The sequence below is a fragment of the Geomonas silvestris genome (genome assembly GCF_014193515.1).
Taxonomy (GTDB): Bacteria; Desulfobacterota; Desulfuromonadia; order Geobacterales; family Geobacteraceae; genus Geomonas; species Geomonas silvestris.
Genome location: NZ_BLXX01000013.1, coordinates 20,423 through 40,095, shown reverse-complemented (window position 1 = coordinate 40,095; position 19,673 = coordinate 20,423). Strand labels below are relative to the sequence as shown.

The following is a 19,673-nucleotide window of genomic DNA, read 5'->3' as shown; positions in this document are numbered from 1 at the left end:
GTGAAAAAACCGGAGAGCCTGCGCGGCGCGGTGCCGCTGGCCCACTTCTACCTGAAAGAGCGGGTGCGGGAAGGCGACCGGGTGCTGGACGCGACCTGCGGCAACGGGCAGGACACGCTGCTTCTGGCCGAGCTGGTAGGGGAGGGGGGCGAGGTCGTTGCCTTCGACGTGCAGCCGCGGGCCATTGCGGCAACCGGCGAACTGTTGGAGCGCCACGGGGTTTCGGGGCGGGTCCGGCTCGTCGAGGCCGGCCACGAGCGGCTTGGAGAGCTGGTGAGTGGCGAACTGGCCGCGGCCGTCTTCAACCTGGGGTATCTGCCGGGAGGGGATGCGGCGCTCGTCACCGTCCCCGAGAATAGCGTGGCAGCACTTACCCAGGCCGCGGGGCTTTTGAAGCCCGGCGGGATCCTGACCGTCGCACTCTACACCGGGCATGACGGAGGGCCGGAGGAGGCGGGTGCGGTGGAGGCCTGGGCCGCGGGGCTGTCTCCGAGAGAGTTCAACGTCTGGAGCTGCCGCCAGCTGAACCGTCCCCCGCTTGCGCCGTATCTGGTTTTCGTGGAGAAGGTGCGGTAGTCGACAGCCCAACTCGCAGTGGTAGCCTTTCCGGGTCGCGCCGACTTCTCCTCTCCCCTGGTGGGATAGGGATAGGGTGAGGGGGAAGCTGGCTGAGACGAGGCTGCCTGTGGTCTGTTGTCTGCCGCAACTTGGTTTTTTATGGGTGGCACCTTCCCTCACCCCCCAGCCCCCTCCCGCAGGGCGGGGGAGTCGGTTACCCCGCAGAAGATAACGTAGAGGTTTTGATGCATCCGGTTATCCCCTTTCTCATAACTGCACCTGCTCTCGCCTATTCGGCGATCACGCTTTTTTGCGGGCGCAGCTTCTTCGGCAAGGGCTCGGCGCTCTCCGACTTCACTCCGCCGGTCACGATCCTCAAACCGGTGAAGGGGATGGACGGGGAGAGCTTCGAGAACTTCGCCTCGTTCTGCCGCCAGGACTACCCCACCTACCAAATCGTCTTCGCCGTCGCCTCGGAAAACGACCCGGTCATCCCGGTGATCAAGCGGGTTAAGGAGAGCTTCCCCGAGCACGACGTCTTACTGGTCATCGACCCCCGCATTCACGGAGCGAACTACAAGGTCTGCAACCTGATGCACGCGCACGCCCGGGCGAAGCACCCGTTTGTCATCGTCTGCGACAGCGACATCCGGGTGACGCCGAGCTACCTGCGCGAGGTCTTGGCCCCCTTCGCCGATCCGGAGGTCGGGCTGGTCACCTCGCTCTACCGCACCTCGGGCGCCCGCGGGGTCGGCTGCGCCATCGAGGCGCTCGGCTTTTCCTGCGAGATGGTCCCCAACGTGATGGCGGCGCTCAAGCTGGAGGGGCTGAGCTTCGCGCTGGGGGCGTCGATCGCGGTGCGCCGCGAGGCCTTGGAGAAGATCGGCGGCTTCGAGGCGCTGGTGGACTACCTGGCCGACGACTACCAGCTGGGGAACATGACCTTCCGCGCCGGCTACCGACTGGAGCTCACCTCGTACTGCGTGGAGAGCATCATGAAGGGGAGCGAGAGCGTCAAGGAGGTGCTGGTGCGCCAACTGCGCTGGGGACGCACCATGCGGGTCTCGCGCCCGGGGGGGTACCTCGCCTCGGGGATCACGCTCCCCTTTCCGGGGGCGCTCCTGGCGCTCATCCTCTCCGGCTTTTCGGCGGCGGGGTGGGGGGCGGCGGCGCTCCTCTACCTGGTGCGCTCGGCGGTCTGCCTCACCTACAGCAGGGCGTTTCTGAAGGATCTCCTCCTGCCGCGCTGGCTCTGGCTCTTGCCGGTGCGCGACGCGCTCTCCTTCGGGGTCTGGTTCCTCTCGCTCTTCGGGAGCCGGGTCATCTGGCGCGGGCATCTCTTCCAGCTCTCCAAGGGGGGGAAGATCGTCGAGGTGGAGTCGTAAAGGCGGATCCCCCCTGTCCCCCCCTTTTGCAAAGTGGGGGACGCGAGGGCGGCTGCAGCTCGTCGGGGAAATTTAGTTGTGGCTTCTGGGAGCGTAACGGAGAATCAAAGAAGGGGACGGGCACCTTGCGGAGCCGGTCCCCTTTTGTTTGCGGGAGCTATTTGCGTAACAGCCAGAGGACGAAGGAGAGGACGACGGAGACGATGATGCTGGTGGCAAGGGGGAAGTAGAAGGTGAAGTTCTCCCGCTTGATGTAGATGTCGCCGGGGAGCCGCCCGAGCCAGGGGAGCTTGCCGGCGAAGTTGAACAGCACGCCGACGGCGGCGATGACGAGGCCGATAACTATGAGGGATTTTCCCAAGGAGGACATCGCGCTTGCTCCCTACGCGCCCTTTTTCTTCTTGGCGTAGCGGTCCTTCTCGCTGTAGATGCAACCGCAGTACTTCTGGCGGTAGAGCCCCATCTCCTTGGAAAGGTCGATCCCTTCCTGCCAGCCGCGCCGGAAATCGTCGTGGTAGAACTTGACGCCGTAGCGCTCCCCCAACTCCTCTCCGTAGGCCCGGATCAACTCCTGGTTCTGGTACCTGCTGTAGAGAAGGGTCGAGGAAAAGTGCGGGAAGCCGAGTTCCGCTGCGCTCTTCGCGGTTTCCTCGAGACGGGAGCGGTAGCAATAGCCGCAACGTGCCGCCGGTTGCCCCGCCACGTTTTCCAGGAACTCCTCGAGCCGGTACTCGTCCCGGTAGATCACCTTGAGCTCCACCATCTCGGCGTAGCTCTTCACCGCGTCGCGCCGCAGGCGGTACTCCGTGTAGGGGTGGATGTTGTGGTTGAAGAAGAACCCGGTCACCTCAATCCCGCCGGAACGAAGTTCCTTCACGGGGTAGACGGCGCACGGCCCACAGCAGATGTGTAAAAGTAGTTTCATGGACAGCTCTCGTGCGGCTGAAAAAGGGAGCCCCGCGCCAGGAAGGGCGGGGCTCTGTGGTCGGTTGGCTCGACGTGCCGAGTGTGCCAGGTTTTACTGCGTGCTGCCAGCTAGGGGCGCTCCGGGGAGTTCCAGGCCCCGGCCTTCGCAGCGGCGGTTGCCGGGTCGGCGTCGCTTCCGCTGCGGCTCCAGCCGACCAGGTAGAGCATCGCCTCGCTGGTGCCGCTCGCGATGGTGGTGATGACGTACTTGGTGACGCCGTTGGTGGTGGAGTCGAAGGCGCTGTCGTAAGCCTTGGCCCCCTTGGTGAACTTTCCGAACACCGGGTTGGTCAGGGCGCTCCCCGAGGCGCTCACGGTCTGAGCGGTGGTGCCCGTGGAGCCGTTCATGATCCCGTCGTCGATGAAGTCGATGGAGTCGTAAAGCAGGCGCCGCGAGTAGCTGCGGGCATGGGCGAAGGCCGCCGGGTCCTTGGTCAGGAGTTGGACGTTGAAGCAGGCACCCATCATTTTCTTGCCGTTCCGGGTGCCGCTGATGGTCCAGTCCTTCACGGCGCTGGCCGAGCTGTGGGTCTGTCCCCCGACGAAGAAGTACGGGTAGAGGGCCGGATCGTACTCGACGTTGTACCTGTCTTTCAAGAGGTAGACGGCCAGTTCCAGGGTGGACTGGAACGCCTCGGCCTGCGGCTCGAGGAACACGCTCCGGAAGTTGGCGGCGTTGAGCGGCACGGTGTTTTCGGAGGAGTGGCAGTTGGTGCAAAGCTGGTTGTAGGCGTTGTCGTCGATCTTCAGGCTGTGGCCGTTTGCCGCCCGGACCGCAACGCCGCTTGCGTTGAGGTGGCAGGTGACGCAGGGGCCGTTACTGTCCGCCACTCCCGGCACGAAGAAGCTCGGCTTGTGCGAGTCGTTGTTGATCCGGGTGGTGCCGAGGTTGCGGTGGGTGCTCGTGGTCCCTCCGCTCATCCCGCCCGGGGTGGAGATGCTGTCCGGGGAGAGCGATTTGCCGTAGGTCGAGGAGCCGATTACCGCGCTTGCCGAGGTAAAGCCGGTGAAGCCGGACTGCATGTACATGAGCCCGGCGGCGGCGAGGTAGTGCGGGTTGATGAAGTTGGCCGAGGCGAAGTTGGGGACCGCGTCCAGCGAATGGCCGCTCTCGCGCCCGGTGTGGCAGGGGATGCAGAGGTTGGTCTCGCCGACCGCGGGGAAACTGGCCAGGTCGCTGCCGTTATACCCTTTGTAGGGCGCGGTGAAGGAGGCCACCTGGCGGATGTTCTTGAAGTCGTAGCTTGTGTGGCAGGCGTTGCAGGCCAGAAGCTGGCGCGACCCGTCGCCGGTACCCGCGGCGGTGCTGGGGACCGTGAAGTTGCTGGTCACGTAGCTTAGGTAGCCGGTGGCGGTGTGGCAGCGGCTGCAGAGGGCGCGGCTGGCGACGGTAAAGTCGTTGCTGGACCAGGCCACCCCCTTGGGATCGCCGTGCGCGGAACCCGCCCAGGCCCGGTGCTGCGGGGTGACCGTGTTCAGGTGCGGGTTGTGGCAGGCACGGCAGTCGCCCACGTAGCGCCCGCTTACAAAGGAGGCGCGCTTGGCCTGTCCCTGCACCGTGGCGCTCGAGTAGCCGTAGTGCTGCGGCGCCTTCACCATCATGATGTCGGAAGGGTGGGCGGGGCCGTGGCACTTGAGGCACTTGCCGGCGGCATCCGGGTTCTGGGTTACCTCTCCGGTCCCGCCGCCGTGACAGGCGCTGCAGGCGTTGTTCGGGTGGTTTGCGGGAGGCTCGTGGCAGTCGGCGCAGCTGGCGCCGTTATTGAGGTTGTGGGTCGAGGTGCCCCACTCGGCGGCGATCAGGGCGCCGGTGCCGGGAGAAACGGCGCTGGCGTGGCAATCAAGGCAGGTGGCCGACGCCGCCGCCGTGCTGACGGCGTGGGGGGAACCGGTCGAGCTGCTGCCGCCGCAACCTGCCAAGAGCACGAGGGAAATAACACAGAAAACAAGGTTCACAAGCTGCATGACAGGACCCTCCCGATATTTTGCCGATCTTTATAGCATTTCCGTCAAAAAAAAAGTAGAAAAAATGAGTATCGGCTCACTCCGTATACCGGAATTCCTACGTCAGGTTGTTTTGTTAAGTTGACTTCACATCGTCAATATTGTAATAATCGGCATCCGCTTTTGGATCTCTGTCATCAGTGTCTGCGGTTTTGCCTGAGATAATGGTTTTTTATGAGTGTGGCATAATGTTTCTTTGTGATTACTGCGCTGCCAGGAGATCTTAATGTCCTCGAGGAAAAGCTCCCTTGTTCTCGCTCTGCCGTTGTTGGCCCTTACCCTCTTACAACTCAGCCTCCCAAAAGGGGCCCACGCCATCCCCGCCTTCAGCAGGCAGTTCAAAACCGAGTGCTCCACCTGCCACACCATCTACCCGGAACTCAACGAGTTCGGCGACGCCTTCCTGAAAAACGGCTACGTCTACCCGGGGAAGCCGGGGGAGGCCGTGCAGCCTGCCGATAAGAAAGAGGGCAAGATCGAGGGACTCTGGCTTTCCGGGCTTCCGGAGCTTTTGCCGGTATCCTTCACCGGCACCCTGGACGTCGCCTACAACAACGACGCCTTCGACGGCAACAAGGTCGACCTTTCCACCCGTTCGCTGAGGCTCCAGGCCGGCGGCGCGTTCCGGGACGTGGCCGGGTTCTTCCTGACCTACAACCTCTACTCGCAGGGGACCCAGACCAGCGCCACCGCCAGCAGCAGCCCGGCGAGCAACGCCAACACCCCTCCCAGCAACAGCCCCGACATCTACGAGATGTACGCCATCTGGCGCCACGCCTTCGGCACTCCGATCAACTTCCGGATCGGCCGCATGGAGCCCAAACTCTCCTTGTGGAAAAAGAGTAACCGCGTTATCCTTACCCCCTCGTACGCCTCCACCGCCTACACCGTCGGTTCCTCCTTCTCGCAGGGCTCCACCCCCTTCTCCCTTGATGCTCCTGAAGACGCCCTCGAGGTGAACGCGGTGCTCGGGAACCGGGTCTTCCTGGCGGGCGGGGTGGTCGACCGCAACGGCCAGAAGAACAAGGACGGCTACGGGCACATCTCGGTGAAGCTGGGCGGCACCGACTTCCTGGGGCACGAACCCGAGATCGACCTGGAAAGCGACAGCGTCTGGGATTACCTCTCGCTTACCCTGGGGGGCTTCGGCTACGCGGGGAGCAACGGGAAGTTCAACGACCGCGGCGTGGCCCAGTTCAAAAACGAGTTCTACCGTGCCGGGGCAGAGGCGGACCTGCTCTACAAGCGCTTCCACCTGAAGGGGAGCGGCGCCTTCGGGCGCGACGACAATCCCACCTTCAGTTCCACGGCCCCCACGCCGATAGACTCGAAGGCCTATGCGGTGGAAGGGGAGTACATGTTCGGCGCCCCGGTGAACCTGATCACCCTTTTCCGCTACGAGTACCAAAAAGACCTGAACGGCCGGACCCGCCGCTACATCCCGGCGGTCTCCTATGCGCCGCTGCAGAACACCAAGGTCTCCCTGGAGTACATCTTCACCGACGCCCCCAGCGGGATCCAGCGCCTGACGCTGGCCTCCCTGGCGATCAGCTTCTAGCCGCTCGAAGGCGAGGTTGAGGTGAAGGTTGAGGTTGAGAAGACCTCGAGACGACAACCGGCGGCGTACGCGCTCCGGAGGTTATACACAAACAAACAGCAGTACCCGCCTTATCAAGGAGGATTCACCCAGATGAAAAAGCTCCTCATCACCCTGCTCCTGGTTTCCCTGTCGGCAACCGCGGCCCACGCCGGACTCAAGGTCATCGGGAAAGGGGACAACATGCGCCTCGACCCCTCCAACTTCCCGCCGCAGATGAAGGCCAACTACGAGATCGTCCGCGTGAGGTGCGTGAAGTGCCACACCCTGGAGCGGACCATCGTCGCGGTGCAGACCGGCGTGGCCCCCATCTCCGGCCAGCCTTTCGACCGCAACGCCACCAAGGCCTACGGTGTGAAGATGCTCAGAAAGCCCGACTCCAACATGTCCAAGCCGGAGGTGAAAGCCTCGGTCGAACTGCTCAACTACCTCTTGTCTGAAGCGGAGCGCTGATAGTGATGAAAAATATCAAGCTGCGTACCCGACTTCTGGTCTCCTTCCTGATCATGGCGCTTTTGGTTGCCTTCACCGGCTTCTTCGGCGCGCTGAACATGAAGCGGGTGGGCGGCGAGATCCAGAGCATCCTGGAACAGCTCTCCAAGCAGCAGAAGCTGGTGCTGCTCATGGGGGTCACCCAGAAGTACTGCCACGTAAGCCTCATGCAGGCCGCCCTGGTCCGCAGCGAGCCGGACAAGATGGAAGAGTACGTGGAAGACTACCGGATGAAGCGCGACCTGTTGCTCTCCCAGGCCCAGACCATCCTGGACGGCAACAAGAAGCTCGGCGTGCGCCCCGCGGCGAAGGGGAGCCTGATCGAGAAGCGCACCCGGCTGTTCCTGGTGAGCTGGGCCGACTTCGAGAAGGTGGCCGACCAGCTGATTGCCCGCAAGGAACAGCTGATGAAGGCGGTTCCCCCCAACTCGCTCGGGCAGGCAGCCAAGGATGCGCTGGCCGACGAAGAGCTGCACAAGCTCGCCAACGACGCCATCACCGAGGCCAACGACAAGGCCAAGGCCGACCTCGACGACATCCTGGTCGAGGTGGGGAACCAGATGAACGCGGCCAACGCGCAGGTGACCCAGATCCAGCGCTCCGCAGGGATCACCTTCGTGGTCGTCATCCTGATCTCCATCGCAGTCGCCATTACGCTCGGGCTGCTCATCACCCGCAACATCGTAAGCCGCATCCGGATCATGGCCCAGGCCGTGAACCGCGGCGCCGAGGGTGACCTGACCGCCACCATCGTCCTCGACACCGACGACGAGCTGGGGCAGCTGGCGCGCGACTTCAACGAGATGGTCAATAAGCTCTCCGGCATGATCGGCAAGGTGTCGCGCTCCTCGAGCGAATTGGCCGGCATCTCCGACACCATGGCGAAGGCGTCCCACTCGGTGGTCGGAAGCGCGAAGACCCAGGCCGACAGCGTCTCCAAGACCTCGGCCGCCATCGTGCAGATCAACACCTCGGTTAAGGGTGTGGCCCAGGGGGTCGACTCCCTCTCGGTCTCCGCCTCGGAGAGCTCCTCCTCGATCCTCGAGATGGCCTCCAGCGTGGAAGAGGTGGTGCAGAACATGGAAAACCTGGCCCTCTCGGTGGGCGAGGTGAGCTCCTCCATCGTCGAGATGGGAAGCTCCATCAAGCAGGTCGGTAACGGCGTGGTGAGCCTCATGGAAGTGGCCACGGCGACCGCCTCCTCGGTCATGGAGATGGACAGCTCGATCAAGCAGGTGGAGCGAAACGCGAACGAAACCGCCTCCATCTCGAAGGCCGTGCGCGTCGACGCCGAAACCGGCCGCGAGGCGGTCGAAGCGGTGATCGGCGGCATGCAGGAGATAAAAAGGGCCTCCAGGATCACCTCCGAGGTAGTCACCACCCTCTCCGAGCGCGCCGGCGACATCGGCGAGATCCTCTCGGTGATCGACGAGGTGGCCGAGCAGACGAACCTCCTGGCCCTGAACGCCGCCATCATCGCGGCCCAGGCCGGCGAGCACGGCAAAGGGTTCGCCGTGGTGGCCGACGAGATCAAGGAACTCTCCGAGCGTACCTCCAGCTCGACCCGCGAGATCTCCCAGGTGATCCGCGGCGTCCAGGAGGAGACCCGCCGCGCCGTGGACGCCATCAACCAGGCCGAGCGCTCCATCGCCGACGGCGAGCTCCTCTCCCAGAAGTCCGGCGAGGCGCTCACCAAGATCGTGATCGGGGTAACCGAGGCGACCGCGCAGGTGACCGAGATCGCCCGCACCACCGTGGAGCAGGCCAAGGGGAGCCAGATGATCCGCGAGGCGATGGAGCAGGTCTCCGAGATGGTGGCCCAGATCGCCAAGGCGACCCGCGAGCAGGGGCAGGGGAGCGAGCTCATCATGGCGGCGGTCGAGAACATGAAGGGGCTCACCTCGCAGGTGCTCTCCTCGACCCGCGAGCAGAACAAGGTGGGGAACCTGATCGCCCAGTCCACCGAGAGCATCACAGAGATGATCCGCCACATAAAGCGGGCCTGCGACGAGCAGAGCCGCGGCTCCGAGCAGATCGTCTCCTCGGTCGAGGACATCCAGTCGGCGACCGACGCGAACCTCGAGGCGACCCGGGTCATGGACGAGGCGGTCTACAAGCTGTTCCGCCAGACCGACCTTTTGAAAAAAGAGATGGAAGCGTTCAACATCTAGGGCGGGGCTTCCGTCAAAACTGCAGGAAACAGCGGGGGCGAATGATGTTCGCCCCTTGTTGTTTTTATCGGCCGGCTGTGCTACAAATCGTCCTTCGCGGCAGCATGAGCCGGCGTTAAAGGAGTGGAACATGAGCAGGATCGAGAAGAAGTTTGCCGAACTGAAAGGGCGCGGCGAGAAGGCGCTGGTTACCTTCATCACCGCCGGGGACCCGGACCTGGCCACCACGGAAGAGGTGGTGCTCGAGCTGGAGCGTGCCGGCTGCGACCTCATCGAGTTGGGCGTCCCCTTCTCGGACCCGATGGCCGACGGCCCGACCATCCAGCTCTCTTCGGAGCGCGCACTCGCCGCCGGGACCACGCTCCCCGGCATCCTCGAGATGGTCGCGCGCCTGAGGAGCCGCACCCAGATCCCCATCGTGCTCATGGGGTACTTCAACCCGATCTTCGCCTACGGCGCCGAGCGCTTCGCGGCCGACGCGGTCAAGGCCGGCGTGGACGGACTCCTGGTGGTGGATCTCCCGCCCGAGGAGGCGGCCGAACTGCAGGTGGCGACCGACGCGAACGGGCTCGATTTCATCTTCCTCTTGACCCCGACCTCGGATCCCTCGCGCGTGGCGACCGTCTCCCGCCTGGGGCGCGGCTTCATCTACTACGTCTCGGTGGCAGGGGTTACCGGCGCCCGCAGCCAGGTAGCCGATACCCTGGCGGACCGGGTGGCGAGCGTGCGCAGCGAACTGGAACTCCCCATGGTGGTCGGTTTCGGGATCTCGACTCCCGAGCAGGCGGCCCAGGTGGCGAGCGTGGCAGACGGGGTCGTGGTGGGGAGCGCGCTGGTGAAGTACTTCGAGCGCTTCAAAGGGGCGGAGCTCTTACGCGAGCTCTCCGGTTTCGTCGCCTCCCTCAAAAAAGGGGTGCTGGGCGCCTGACCGCTTATCCGCCGTAATACCGAAAAGTTACGGCGAGTTGCCCACCGTTTTGATTGACATCGCTGTGGTGATCTGTTAAGTATCTGCCGCAGTTTACACTAACGAACTATACGGGGGGAGGGCCCCCTGACGAGGTATGCTATGGCTTGGTTTAAGAGGGACAATCCGCCGATCGGGAAGGGGGCCAACCCCAGGGTAAAGGTGCCGGAAGGGCTTTGGACGAAGTGCGTGAGCTGCGGTGAGACCATCCTGACCAAGGACATCGAGAACAACCTCAACGTCTGCCCCAAGTGCAACCACCACTACCGGATCTCGGCCAGAAAGCGCCTGGAACTCCTCCTTGACGCCGGGAGCTTCACCGAGTTCGACGCCGGGATGGTATCGGTCGACTGCCTCAACTTCAAGGACACCAAGAGCTACCAAAGCCGCATCGACGCTGCGCTCGCCAAGGGGGGCTCCAAAGACGCCATCATCTGCGGCTCCGGCCAAGTCGAGGGGACCCCGGTGGAGATCAGCGTCTTCGACTTCTCCTTCATGGGGGGCTCCATGGGGAGCGTGGTCGGCGAGAAGATCACCCGCTCCATCGAGCGCGCGCTCGACAAGCGCACCCCGGTGATCATCGTCTCCGCCTCGGGCGGCGCGCGCATGCAGGAGAGCATCCTGTCGCTCATGCAGATGGCGAAGACCTCCGCGGCGCTCGCGAAGCTTGCCGAGGCGGGGCTTCCCTTCGTCTCGATCCTCACCGATCCGACCACCGGCGGCGTCACCGCGAGCTTCGCCATGCTGGGCGACGTCAACATGTCGGAGCCCAAGGCGCTCATCGGGTTTGCCGGGCCGCGCGTCATCGAGCAGACCATCCGCCAGAAACTCCCCGAGGGTTTCCAGCGCGCGGAATACCTCCTGGAGCATGGCATGGTGGACGTCATCGTGGAGCGCAGCAAGATGAAGGCGCAGCTCTCCAGCATCCTGAAGATGCTCTACCGCAACTAGTCCCAGCCGGCAGCACACCCCCAAACGGAAAGCCACCAGGCGCCCGTCCAGCAGCTCGGCTGGCGGGCGCCTTTTGTATTTCTGGAGGAAATTTCATGGTGACCCTAAGTCAGCTCGCCCTTTTTTCCGCCGCCTCGCTTCTGCTCATCTTCACCCCCGGCCCCGACATCATCTACGTGATGACCCGCGGCATCGCGCAGGGGAGGAGGGCGGCCCTTGCCGCGGCAGCCGGGTTTGGCCTGGGTAACTTCGCGCACACCTTCTTCGCGGTGGTCGGGCTCTCGGCGCTCATCAAGTCGTCGGCCACCGCTTTCGCCTGCGTGAAGTACGCCGGCGCCGCCTACCTCTTCTACATCGGCATCAAGCTCCTGCGCAGCGGCGCCGCGCTGGTCCCCGAGGGGAGTGCCGGCGACCTCGCCTGCCGGACCATTTTCCGGCAGAGCATCCTGGCCAACATCATGAACCCCAAGGTGGCGCTCTTCTTCCTGGCCTTCTTCCCGCAGTTCATCGAGTTCGGCCGCGGCCAGGTGGCGCTGCAGATGCTGATACTCGGGAGCACCTTCGTCGTCCTCACCCTGCTCGGCTTCGGGCTGGTCGCCCTTTGCTCCGGAGAGATCGGCCGCTGGCTGAACCGCAGCGCCACGGGCGGCGCGCGGGTCGGGCAGTTGGCCGGCTGCGTCCTCATGGGGCTCGGGCTGAAGCTCGCCTGGCCGGAGCGCTGGTAGGGAACGCCGCCTTGCAGTGAGTCCCCTCTCCCCTTGCGGGAGAGCAACTGTGAGGGGGAAGCTGCCGCCTCAGCGCAACTGGCAGCCTCACCCACCCCCTAGCCCCCTCCCTCGAGGGAGGGGGGACTCGTAACGGACATCGACCCGAGGCAGCTTGGGAATCGGTGGACTTTTGCCTGCTCTTTACCTATAATCCCCGCCAGTCATGACCTACGCTGAAACCCTCACGCACATCTTCGCCCTGGGCCGCTTCGGCATCAAGCCCGGGCTGGAACGCATCTCGCTTCTGCTTGAGGCCCTGGGCAACCCGCAGCACGCCTTCGCGGCGCTCCACGTGGTGGGGACCAACGGCAAGGGTTCCACCGCCTCCCAGTTGAGCACCCTGTTGGCTTCCGGCGGTTACCGTACCGGGCTCTTCACCTCTCCGCACCTCATCTCCTTTACCGAGCGCATCCGGGTCAACGGCGCCGAGATCGCCGAGGAGGACGTGGTGCGCCTCGCCGGGCGGGTGCTGGCGGCCGCCCCTCCGGAGACCACCTTCTTCGAAATCGTGACGGCCCTGGCGGCGCTGCATTTCGCCGAGGCCGGGGTCGAGATCGCGGTCTTCGAGGCGGGCATGGGGGGGCGTCTCGACGCGACCAACGTCTTTGACGGGGTCCTCGGGATCATCACACCGGTTTCCCTGGACCACACCGATTACCTCGGGGGCTCCATCGCCGAGATCGCCCGGGAAAAGGTGGGGATCTGCAAACCGGGGCGCCCCATCGTCTCGGCGCAGCAAGCGCCGGAGGCGGCGCAGCTGATCGAGGCACAGGCCGCGGCACTGAGTGCGCCGCTCTACCGGCTGGGCGAGGAGTTCGACGCCTGGTGGGAAGGGGGGAACCTGAGCTACCGCGGCATTGGGATGCGGCTCGATGCCCTCAGCCCCGGGCTCGCTGGCGCCTACCAAAGCGGCAACATCGCCTGTGCCCTGGCCGCGGCCGAGCTTTTGGCCGGGGTGGGTTTCCCGGTTCCCGCGCGAGCCTTTCCCGGGGCGGTAGCCGAGGCCCGCTGGCCGGGGCGCCTGGAACTCTTTGAAGGAACGCCCCGGCTCATCCTGGACGGGGCGCACAACCCGGCAGGCGCCCGCGCCCTCGCCGAGGCCTTGGGCGGGATCCCGTACCAACGTCTCTTCCTGGTAATCGGGGTGATGGGGGACAAGGAGCTCTCCGGGATCCTGGGCCCCCTGGTGCCGCTCGCCGAGCGCGTCTTCACCGTGTCACCCGACCTGGAGCGAGCGCTTCCCGCCGAGGCGCTGGCCGCCTCGTGCGCGGAGTACGGGGTGCCGGTGGAGGCTGCCGGCCCGGTTCGGCGCGGCATCGAGCTCGCCCGGGCGGCCGCGGGGCCCGACGACCTGATCCTCGTCTGCGGCTCGCTCTTCACCGTGGGGGAGGCGCGCGGCATCCTGCTCTCCCGGGACTTCCACCTGTTCAGGGGCTGAACCTCCCGCAGTTTTTCGGCGCCTTACTTTGAGTGCCGGTTGTTTTGCTGATACTCTTGGTCCGGCCGGTTGCCGGACGGCTGACGCCAGTATATTTACACGTCCCACGGAGCACCTTTGAAAGCTGCACGAGCCCTCGGGCTTCTCGCATACCTGGTCACCGCCCCCCACCTGGCGCAGGCGGCCTCGGACGTCGGGGTGAGCCTCGAGGCGGATACCTTGAAGATCGACGTCCCCACCGACAGCTACCAGGCCTCGGGGCGGGTGCGCATGGAGCGCGCCGGCGTCTCGCTTTTGGCGGACAGCGTGATCTACCACCGCCTGACCGGCGACGCGGAGGCCCGGGGGAACATCTTCCTGCAGAAGGCCTCCGATACCCTCAAGGGGGACCGGATCTCGCTCAACCTGAAGACGGAGACCGGTGAGCTCATAAACGGCGAGCTCTTCGTGAAGAGTTCCAACTTCCGGATGCGCGGGGAGCGCGTGCAGAAAACCGGCGAGGAGGACTACCGGGTCGAGCGCGGCAGCTTCACCACCTGCGACGGCGACCTCCCCAGCTGGCACTTCGAGGCCCGCGACCTGAAGGTCACCCTGGACGACTTCGCCACCGCCCGCGACGCCGTCTTCTACGTCGGAAAGGTCCCGGTGCTCTACACCCCCTACCTGCTTTTCCCGGTCAACAAGGAGCGCCAGTCCGGCCTCCTGCTCCCGCGCATCGGCCACTCCACCAAGAAGGGGTTCTACTACATCCAGCCCTACTACTGGGCGCCGACCCCCAGCCAGGACGTCACCTTCGACCTGGACATCGAGAGCTCGCGCGGCGTCGGGATGGGGTGGGACTACCGCTACCTGCGCCGCGGCGGCAGCGAAGGGACCCTGCAGGGGTTCGGGATCTACGACACCGCTGCCGAGCGTTTCCGCGGGGAGTTGAACCAGCGCCACCTGGAGCTGCTTACCCCGAGCGTCACGCTCGCCTCGGACATCCACCTGATCACCGACCGCTCCTACTACCGCGACTTCAGCGAGGACACCGGAGATTACAACCGCCAGCTGCTGCAGTCCAACGTCTCCTTCGACAAGAGGTGGGAGCGCTACGCCCTAAGCGGCGAGTTCCGCTACGTCGAGGACCTGGTCGCCTCCAACAACAACGCCACCCTGCAGAACCTCCCGGCCCTGAGCTTCACCGCGGCGGGGAACCGGCTCGCCGGTCCGCTCTACTTCGCCATGGATTCCAGCCTGGTCAATTTCCAGCGCATCGAGGGGACCACCGGGCAGCGGCTCACCCTGTCGCCGCGCCTGACGCTCTACCAGAAGCCGGCAGGGCTTATGGACCTCTCGGTGTACGGCGGCTACCGGCAGCAGTTCTACAACCTCTACGGCGCCGGTGCCCCGGGGGCCTTGCAGCAGTCCGGCCAGGCCGAGGCCGGCTCAACCCTTTCGCTCCCCCTGGCGCGCGTCTACGACGGGCGCTACCGGCACCTGATGATCCCCGGGCTCGAGTACAGCTACCTCCAGGAACCGCACGGCCTCGGTTTCACCCCCTTCGACCGCCTGGACCAGATCCCCGGACACAGCTCGCTCGTCTGGTCGGTGAGTAACCTCGTGACCGAGAAGATCGTCAAGGAAGGGGGAGCTGCCGAGTACCGCGATCTCCTCTACCTGAAACTCTCCCAGGGGTACTGGTTCACCGGAGAGCGGCTGAACCTGCTCAACCTGGACCAGGCGGACCTCGGGCACCGGCTGAACGACCTGATGATCGAAGGGAAGTACCTGCCGACCCGCGAGCTCACCATCGCGGGCGACGGCCGCTACAACACCGTTGACAACGATATCTCCACTGCTAACCTCGCTGCTGAACTGCACGACGGGGTCGGGCCGACCGCGAAACTGGCCGCACTCGGCTACCGCTACTCGCGCAGCGAGCTGAGCTACCTGGAGGGGCGCTTCTCGCTCCCGGTTACCTCACAGATTTCGGCGAGCGTCCTCGGACGCTACTCCTTCGACAAGGGTGACTTCCTTGAGTCGCGCTACTCGCTGGAGTACAAACGCCAGTGTTGGGGGATCGTCGCCACCTATACCAACCGGCCGGACAACAAGTCCTTCACCGTCAACTTCACGCTCTCCGGAGTCGGCGGACTGGTGCCGGTCCGGGCCTTTTGACCGGGGATAACAAGTTGACAGTTTTGCGCCGCGCGGTGTATCAAGGGTAGTCCACCTTCGCTAAAGCCTTGCCTGCGCAAGGAGCTGCGGCGGATACAGCACCAGCTCAATCGGGGGAGCGCAAAGGGCTCCCAGCTTCGCAGAACGCTTGCTGGCGCAGGCAGCTACGCTGGAGTGGACGCGTCCCGGGCGCATTCATAACACGGAGGACTCATGTCTGATACCTTTACTCCCGCCTCGGTGCTGGTCACCGGAGGGGCCGGGTTCATCGGTTCCAACTTCATCCACCACTTTTTGGCCGGCAACCCCGGCTGCCGGGTGGTCAACCTCGACATCCTCACCTACGCCGGGAACCTGAAGAACTTAACCGCGGTCCAGGACAACCCGAACTACCGGTTCGTGAGGGGGGACATCTGCGACGCCCCCCTGGTGGCGACGCTGCTCGACGAGGAGCGGATCGACGCGGTGGTCCACTTCGCCGCCGAGTCGCACGTGGACCGCTCCATAACGGGCCCCGAGATCTTCGTGAGGACCAACGTCCTGGGGACCCAGACGCTTCTCGAGGCGAGCCGCAAGCACGCCGAAAAGGTCTCGAACTTCCGCTTCCTGCAGGTCTCCACCGACGAGGTCTACGGAAGCCTCGGCCCGGTCGGGTACTTCACCGAAGAGACCCCGCTCGCGCCCAACTCCCCGTACTCGGCATCGAAGGCCGGCGCCGACCTTTTGGTGCGCGCCTACTTCGAGACCTTCCGGCTCCCGACGCTCAACACCCGCTGCTCCAACAACTACGGGCCGTACCACTTCCCGGAGAAGCTCATACCGCTCATGATCCACAACATCCTGCAGCGCCACCCGCTGCCGGTCTACGGCGACGGCCTCAACGTGCGCGACTGGCTGCACGTGAAGGACCACTCCGCCGCCATCGAGCGGGTGCTGAAGAAGGGCACCCCCGGCGAGGTGTTCAACATCGGCGGCAACAACGAGTGGAAGAACATCGACATCGTGAAGCTGGTCTGCGACCTGATGGACGAGCGGCTGGGACGCTTCCCCGGGGAGAGCCGGCAGCTGATAACCTACGTGAAGGACCGCCCGGGACACGACCGGCGCTACGCCATCGACGCCTCGAAGCTGAAGCGCGAGCTGGGGTGGGAGCCGAGCTACACCTTCGAGCGCGGCATCGCCGAGACCATCGACTGGTACCTGGCGAACCAGGGGTGGGTCGCCGAGGTCGCCTCCGGCGCCTACCGCGAGTACTACCAGGCGCAGTACGGGAACCGGTAACAAAAAGGCGGTCTGGCGGGAGTGGTCCGAATCCCCCTTGCCAGGCTCTGCAGGTGGCGCAAGGTCCCTCCCTTTGGAAAAGGGAGGTCAGGAGGGATTCGATGTTGACCGCGATTCCTGCTGATTAGCCGCTGGCCGCTTCGCAAAAATCGAATCCCCCCTGCCCCCCCTTTTTCAACGGGGGGGACGTGCTGCATCCTGTGGTGCTTCGTGGAAAGTTGATATAAGGTTTCACGGACTTGCCCGAAAGCTGGTTTAAAGTGGCAGGCCTAAGGGGACAGGCACCTGCGCAGCCGGTCCCCGCGCTGTGGCAAAAACAAAATTAGACGTTACATTTATTCGGGCGCGGCACGGCCTTGACCGGCGTCGCCGGCCCCGGAGGGTTACATGATACTGGTGGTTGGTAACAAGGGGATGCTCGGGCAGGAACTGATGGCCCTTTTCGGGAGCGCGGCTCGCGGCGTGGACGTTGGCGAGATCGACATCACGGACCTGGTCTCGGTGCAGCGGGTGCTGACCACCCTGAAGCCCCGCGTGGTGGTGAACGCCGCCGCCTATACCGACGTGGACGGCTGCGAGAGCAACAGCGAACTCGCCCTGCAGGTAAACGGCGAAGGGGTGGCGCACCTGGCGATGATCAGCAAGGAGATCGACGCGAAGCTCGTGCAGGTGAGCACCGACTACGTCTTCGACGGCAGGAAGGGCTCCCCCTACCAGGAGGACGACGCCCCGGCCCCCCTGAGCGTCTACGGCGAATCGAAGCTTGCCGGGGAGATGAACACCTGCTTCAACCCGAACCACCTGATCGTGCGCACCCAGTGGCTCTACGGGCACGCCGGCAAGAACTTCGTGGAGACCATGCTGAAGCTGGCCGCCGAGCGCGACACACTGACCGTGGTGGACGACCAGATCGGCTCCCCCACCTGGACCCGCGACCTCGCCCTGGCCATCAAGGCGCTCATCGACAAGGACTGCCGCGGCACCTACCACGCCGCCAACGCGGGCGTCACCTCCTGGAACGGCTTCGCCAAGGAGATCTTCCGGCTGGCGGGGCTTAAGGTCGAGGTGGCGCCGATGACGACCGAAGAGCTGGGACGCCCGGCTGCCCGGCCGCTGTACTCCACGCTCGACTGCGGCAAGCTGAGCGCCGATACCGGCTTTTCGCCGCAGCCCTGGCAGGACGCGCTGCAGCGCTACCTCGAGCTGAGACAACCAAACTAACCGCAACACCTGGAGGAGACATGGAACGCGGAGAGCGTCCCTGGGGGACCTATACGGTACTCGACGAGCACACCGGCTACAAGATCAAGCGCATCGAGGTGATGCCCGGCCAGCGCCTGTCGCTGCAGATGCACCACCACAGAAGCGAGCACTGGATCGTGGTCTCGGGAACCGCCAAGGTGACCTGCGGCGAGCAGGTTAAGATCGTGAACGTGAACGAATCGACCTTCATCCCGATCGGCACCAACCACCGGCTGGAGAACCCCGGCGTGATCCCGCTCGTCATCATCGAGGTGCAAAGCGGCGAGTACCTGGGCGAGGACGATATCGTGCGCTTCCAGGACGACTACCACCGCGTGGAAATCGACGTCGACAAGATCGTCTAGACCTGAAGCAGCACCACGCGGCTGACCGCGCGTTGGGCGCCGGAGCGGGTTACGCGCGCGGCGCGGACCGGGCGGATTTCCCGCGGGTACCCAGAAAACCCCTCGAGGGCTTTTGGTATCCGCCGTGAATCCGCCTTTTCCGCGCCTTGGCTCCGGCCCCGGCATCCGCTTCTCTCATCTTTGCGATCCCCTTTGACCAGGAGGCACCATGTACATCGTCATTCTCGCCGGAGGATCCGGCACCAGGTTCTGGCCGCTTTCCAGGAAGAGCACCCCGAAGCAGCTCATGTCGGTGTTCGGCGGCAAGTCGATGCTGCAGCGCACCGTCGAGCGGGTACTCCCCCTGAAGCCCAAAAGGGTCATGGTGGTCACCAACGCCCTGCAGGCAGCGGAGACCCGGCGCCAGCTGGAGTACATCGCCGGCGTCCCGGTGGACGTGATCGAGGAGCCGGTGGGGCGGAACACGGCACCCGCCATCGGGCTTGCCGCCTCGATCATCGCGCGTTTCGATCCGGACGGGATCATGGCGGTCCTGCCGGCGGACCACTACATCGTCGACGAGGAGCGCTTTAGGGCGACGCTGGTTAAGGCGAAGGGGGTGGCGCAAACCGCGGCGCTGGTGACGCTGGGGATCGCCCCCACCCGCCCCGAGACCGGCTACGGCTACATCGAGGCGACCGAGAACAAGGGGGAGGAGCCGGCGAAGGTTGCCCGCTTCGTGGAGAAGCCCCCCCTGGAGCGGGCCCTGGAGTTCCTGGCGACCGGGCGTTTCTACTGGAACAGCGGCATGTTCGTCTGGGGCGCCTGCGCCATCCTGGACCAGATCGCCGCTCTCATGCCGGAACTCTCAAAGGCGCTTGCCAAGCTCACCTTCCACCAGGACCTCTGGGAGATATCCGACCTGAAACCGCAGATCGCCGAGATCTACGCCGGCATCAAGGGGGATTCGATCGACTTCGGCGTCATGGAGAAGGCGACCAACGTGCAGGTGATCCCCGCCTCCTTCGGCTGGAGCGACGTCGGCTCCTGGAGCGCGCTCCCCGAGGTGATGGAAGCGGACCAGGATAACCACGTGGTGATCGAGGCGCCGGGATCGGTCTCGGTGAAGTCCGAGGGGTGCCTGGCCTACGCGGGAGGGAAGCTGGTCGCCCTGGTAGGCGTCAAGGACCTCGTCGTGGTGGACACCCCCGACGCGCTCCTGGTCTGCGCGAAGGACGCCGCCCAGGATGTGAAGAAGGTTGTCGAGGAACTTGAGCGGCGCGGGAAGACGGAGTATCTGTAATCCGGACTGTTGCAGCGCTGCCCACATTGGTAACGGCCTCGCCTTTG

At 64.7% G+C, this 19,673-nt stretch carries 17 protein-coding genes; 14 read left to right on the top strand and 3 right to left on the bottom strand.

The window, feature by feature from the left end:
• The gene (gene mnmM, locus GMST_RS17935; RefSeq protein WP_183356078.1) at positions 1-576 is read left to right on the top strand and encodes a tRNA 5-(aminomethyl)-2-thiouridylate-methyltransferase MnmM; all 576 of its coding nucleotides are present in this window, start codon (positions 1-3) and stop codon (positions 574-576) included.
• A 227-nt stretch (positions 577-803) separates the two neighbouring features.
• Positions 804-1,943: a bacteriohopanetetrol glucosamine biosynthesis glycosyltransferase HpnI gene (hpnI, locus tag GMST_RS17930; protein WP_371873138.1), complete on the top strand. Its 1,140-nt coding sequence runs from the start codon at positions 804-806 to the stop codon at positions 1,941-1,943.
• Between the two features lie 157 nt (positions 1,944-2,100).
• On the opposite strand, the gene GMST_RS17925 is transcribed toward hpnI, so the two are convergent.
• The 3 genes from GMST_RS17925 to GMST_RS17915 form a co-directional block, all read right to left on the bottom strand.
• Positions 2,101-2,313, bottom strand: a complete 213-nt coding sequence (locus GMST_RS17925) for a DUF2905 domain-containing protein (protein WP_183356076.1) — start codon at positions 2,311-2,313, stop codon at positions 2,101-2,103.
• Between the two features lie 12 nt (positions 2,314-2,325).
• Positions 2,326-2,868, bottom strand: coding sequence for an epoxyqueuosine reductase QueH (locus GMST_RS17920; RefSeq protein ID WP_183356075.1), 543 nt, complete (start codon positions 2,866-2,868; stop codon positions 2,326-2,328).
• Positions 2,869-2,978: 110 nt separating this feature from the next.
• A complete protein-coding gene (locus GMST_RS17915) occupies positions 2,979-4,874 on the bottom strand; it encodes a cytochrome c3 family protein (protein WP_183356074.1) in 1,896 nt (631 codons plus the stop codon).
• Between the two features lie 265 nt (positions 4,875-5,139).
• Between GMST_RS17915 and GMST_RS17910 the strand changes: the two genes are divergently transcribed.
• The 12 genes from GMST_RS17910 to GMST_RS17855 all read left to right on the top strand — a co-directional run bounded on the left by GMST_RS17910 (position 5,140) and on the right by GMST_RS17855 (position 19,626).
• Entirely contained in the window at positions 5,140-6,471 is a 1,332-nt protein-coding gene (locus tag GMST_RS17910; protein ID WP_183356073.1) for a porin, read from the top strand.
• A gap of 132 nt (positions 6,472-6,603) precedes the next feature.
• On the top strand, positions 6,604-6,963 hold the full coding sequence (locus GMST_RS17905) for a cytochrome C (protein WP_183356072.1): 360 nt from the start codon (positions 6,604-6,606) through the stop codon (positions 6,961-6,963).
• 5 nt (positions 6,964-6,968) lie between these two features.
• Positions 6,969-9,173, top strand: coding sequence for a methyl-accepting chemotaxis protein (locus GMST_RS17900; RefSeq protein ID WP_183356071.1), 2,205 nt, complete (start codon positions 6,969-6,971; stop codon positions 9,171-9,173).
• A 130-nt stretch (positions 9,174-9,303) separates the two neighbouring features.
• Entirely contained in the window at positions 9,304-10,101 is a 798-nt protein-coding gene (gene trpA / locus GMST_RS17895) for a tryptophan synthase subunit alpha (protein WP_183356070.1), read from the top strand.
• Between the two features lie 141 nt (positions 10,102-10,242).
• On the top strand, positions 10,243-11,091 hold the full coding sequence (gene accD / locus GMST_RS17890) for an acetyl-CoA carboxylase, carboxyltransferase subunit beta (RefSeq protein ID WP_183356069.1): 849 nt from the start codon (positions 10,243-10,245) through the stop codon (positions 11,089-11,091).
• A 95-nt stretch (positions 11,092-11,186) separates the two neighbouring features.
• The gene (locus GMST_RS17885; RefSeq protein ID WP_183356068.1) at positions 11,187-11,816 is read left to right on the top strand and encodes a LysE family translocator; all 630 of its coding nucleotides are present in this window, start codon (positions 11,187-11,189) and stop codon (positions 11,814-11,816) included.
• 205 nt (positions 11,817-12,021) lie between these two features.
• Positions 12,022-13,296 carry a bifunctional folylpolyglutamate synthase/dihydrofolate synthase gene (locus tag GMST_RS17880; RefSeq protein ID WP_183356067.1) on the top strand — a complete coding sequence of 425 codons (1,275 nt, stop codon included), beginning with the start codon at positions 12,022-12,024 and terminating at the stop codon, positions 13,294-13,296.
• A 117-nt stretch (positions 13,297-13,413) separates the two neighbouring features.
• Complete coding sequence (locus GMST_RS17875) at positions 13,414-15,456, top strand: LPS-assembly protein LptD (protein ID WP_183356066.1); 2,043 nt, start codon at positions 13,414-13,416, stop codon at positions 15,454-15,456.
• A 213-nt stretch (positions 15,457-15,669) separates the two neighbouring features.
• Positions 15,670-16,737, top strand: a complete 1,068-nt coding sequence (gene rfbB / locus GMST_RS17870; RefSeq protein ID WP_183356065.1) for a dTDP-glucose 4,6-dehydratase — start codon at positions 15,670-15,672, stop codon at positions 16,735-16,737.
• A 387-nt stretch (positions 16,738-17,124) separates the two neighbouring features.
• Positions 17,125-17,958 (top strand): dTDP-4-dehydrorhamnose reductase, encoded by an 834-nt coding sequence (gene rfbD, locus GMST_RS17865; RefSeq protein WP_183356064.1) that lies wholly within the window; start codon positions 17,125-17,127, stop codon positions 17,956-17,958.
• Between the two features lie 20 nt (positions 17,959-17,978).
• Complete coding sequence (locus tag GMST_RS17860) at positions 17,979-18,344, top strand: cupin domain-containing protein (protein ID WP_183356063.1); 366 nt, start codon at positions 17,979-17,981, stop codon at positions 18,342-18,344.
• Positions 18,345-18,552: 208 nt separating this feature from the next.
• Positions 18,553-19,626 (top strand): mannose-1-phosphate guanylyltransferase, encoded by a 1,074-nt coding sequence (locus GMST_RS17855; protein WP_183356062.1) that lies wholly within the window; start codon positions 18,553-18,555, stop codon positions 19,624-19,626.
• Positions 19,627-19,673 lie beyond the last annotated feature (47 nt).

Coding starts and splice junctions, on each gene's coding strand:
- trpA (WP_183356070.1), top strand. CDS start 9,304: ATGAGCAGGATCGAGAAGAAGTTTGCCGAACTGAAAGGGCGCGGCGAG.
- GMST_RS17925 (WP_183356076.1), bottom strand. CDS start 2,313: ATGTCCTCCTTGGGAAAATCCCTCATAGTTATCGGCCTCGTCATCGCC.
- GMST_RS17900 (WP_183356071.1), top strand. CDS start 6,969: ATGAAAAATATCAAGCTGCGTACCCGACTTCTGGTCTCCTTCCTGATC.
- GMST_RS17855 (WP_183356062.1), top strand. CDS start 18,553: ATGTACATCGTCATTCTCGCCGGAGGATCCGGCACCAGGTTCTGGCCG.
- GMST_RS17880 (WP_183356067.1), top strand. CDS start 12,022: ATGACCTACGCTGAAACCCTCACGCACATCTTCGCCCTGGGCCGCTTC.
- GMST_RS17860 (WP_183356063.1), top strand. CDS start 17,979: ATGGAACGCGGAGAGCGTCCCTGGGGGACCTATACGGTACTCGACGAG.
- GMST_RS17910 (WP_183356073.1), top strand. CDS start 5,140: ATGTCCTCGAGGAAAAGCTCCCTTGTTCTCGCTCTGCCGTTGTTGGCC.
- GMST_RS17885 (WP_183356068.1), top strand. CDS start 11,187: ATGGTGACCCTAAGTCAGCTCGCCCTTTTTTCCGCCGCCTCGCTTCTG.
- GMST_RS17915 (WP_183356074.1), bottom strand. CDS start 4,874: ATGCAGCTTGTGAACCTTGTTTTCTGTGTTATTTCCCTCGTGCTCTTG.
- rfbB (WP_183356065.1), top strand. CDS start 15,670: ATGTCTGATACCTTTACTCCCGCCTCGGTGCTGGTCACCGGAGGGGCC.
- accD (WP_183356069.1), top strand. CDS start 10,243: ATGGCTTGGTTTAAGAGGGACAATCCGCCGATCGGGAAGGGGGCCAAC.
- GMST_RS17920 (WP_183356075.1), bottom strand. CDS start 2,868: ATGAAACTACTTTTACACATCTGCTGTGGGCCGTGCGCCGTCTACCCC.
- hpnI (WP_371873138.1), top strand. CDS start 804: ATGCATCCGGTTATCCCCTTTCTCATAACTGCACCTGCTCTCGCCTAT.
- rfbD (WP_183356064.1), top strand. CDS start 17,125: ATGATACTGGTGGTTGGTAACAAGGGGATGCTCGGGCAGGAACTGATG.
- GMST_RS17905 (WP_183356072.1), top strand. CDS start 6,604: ATGAAAAAGCTCCTCATCACCCTGCTCCTGGTTTCCCTGTCGGCAACC.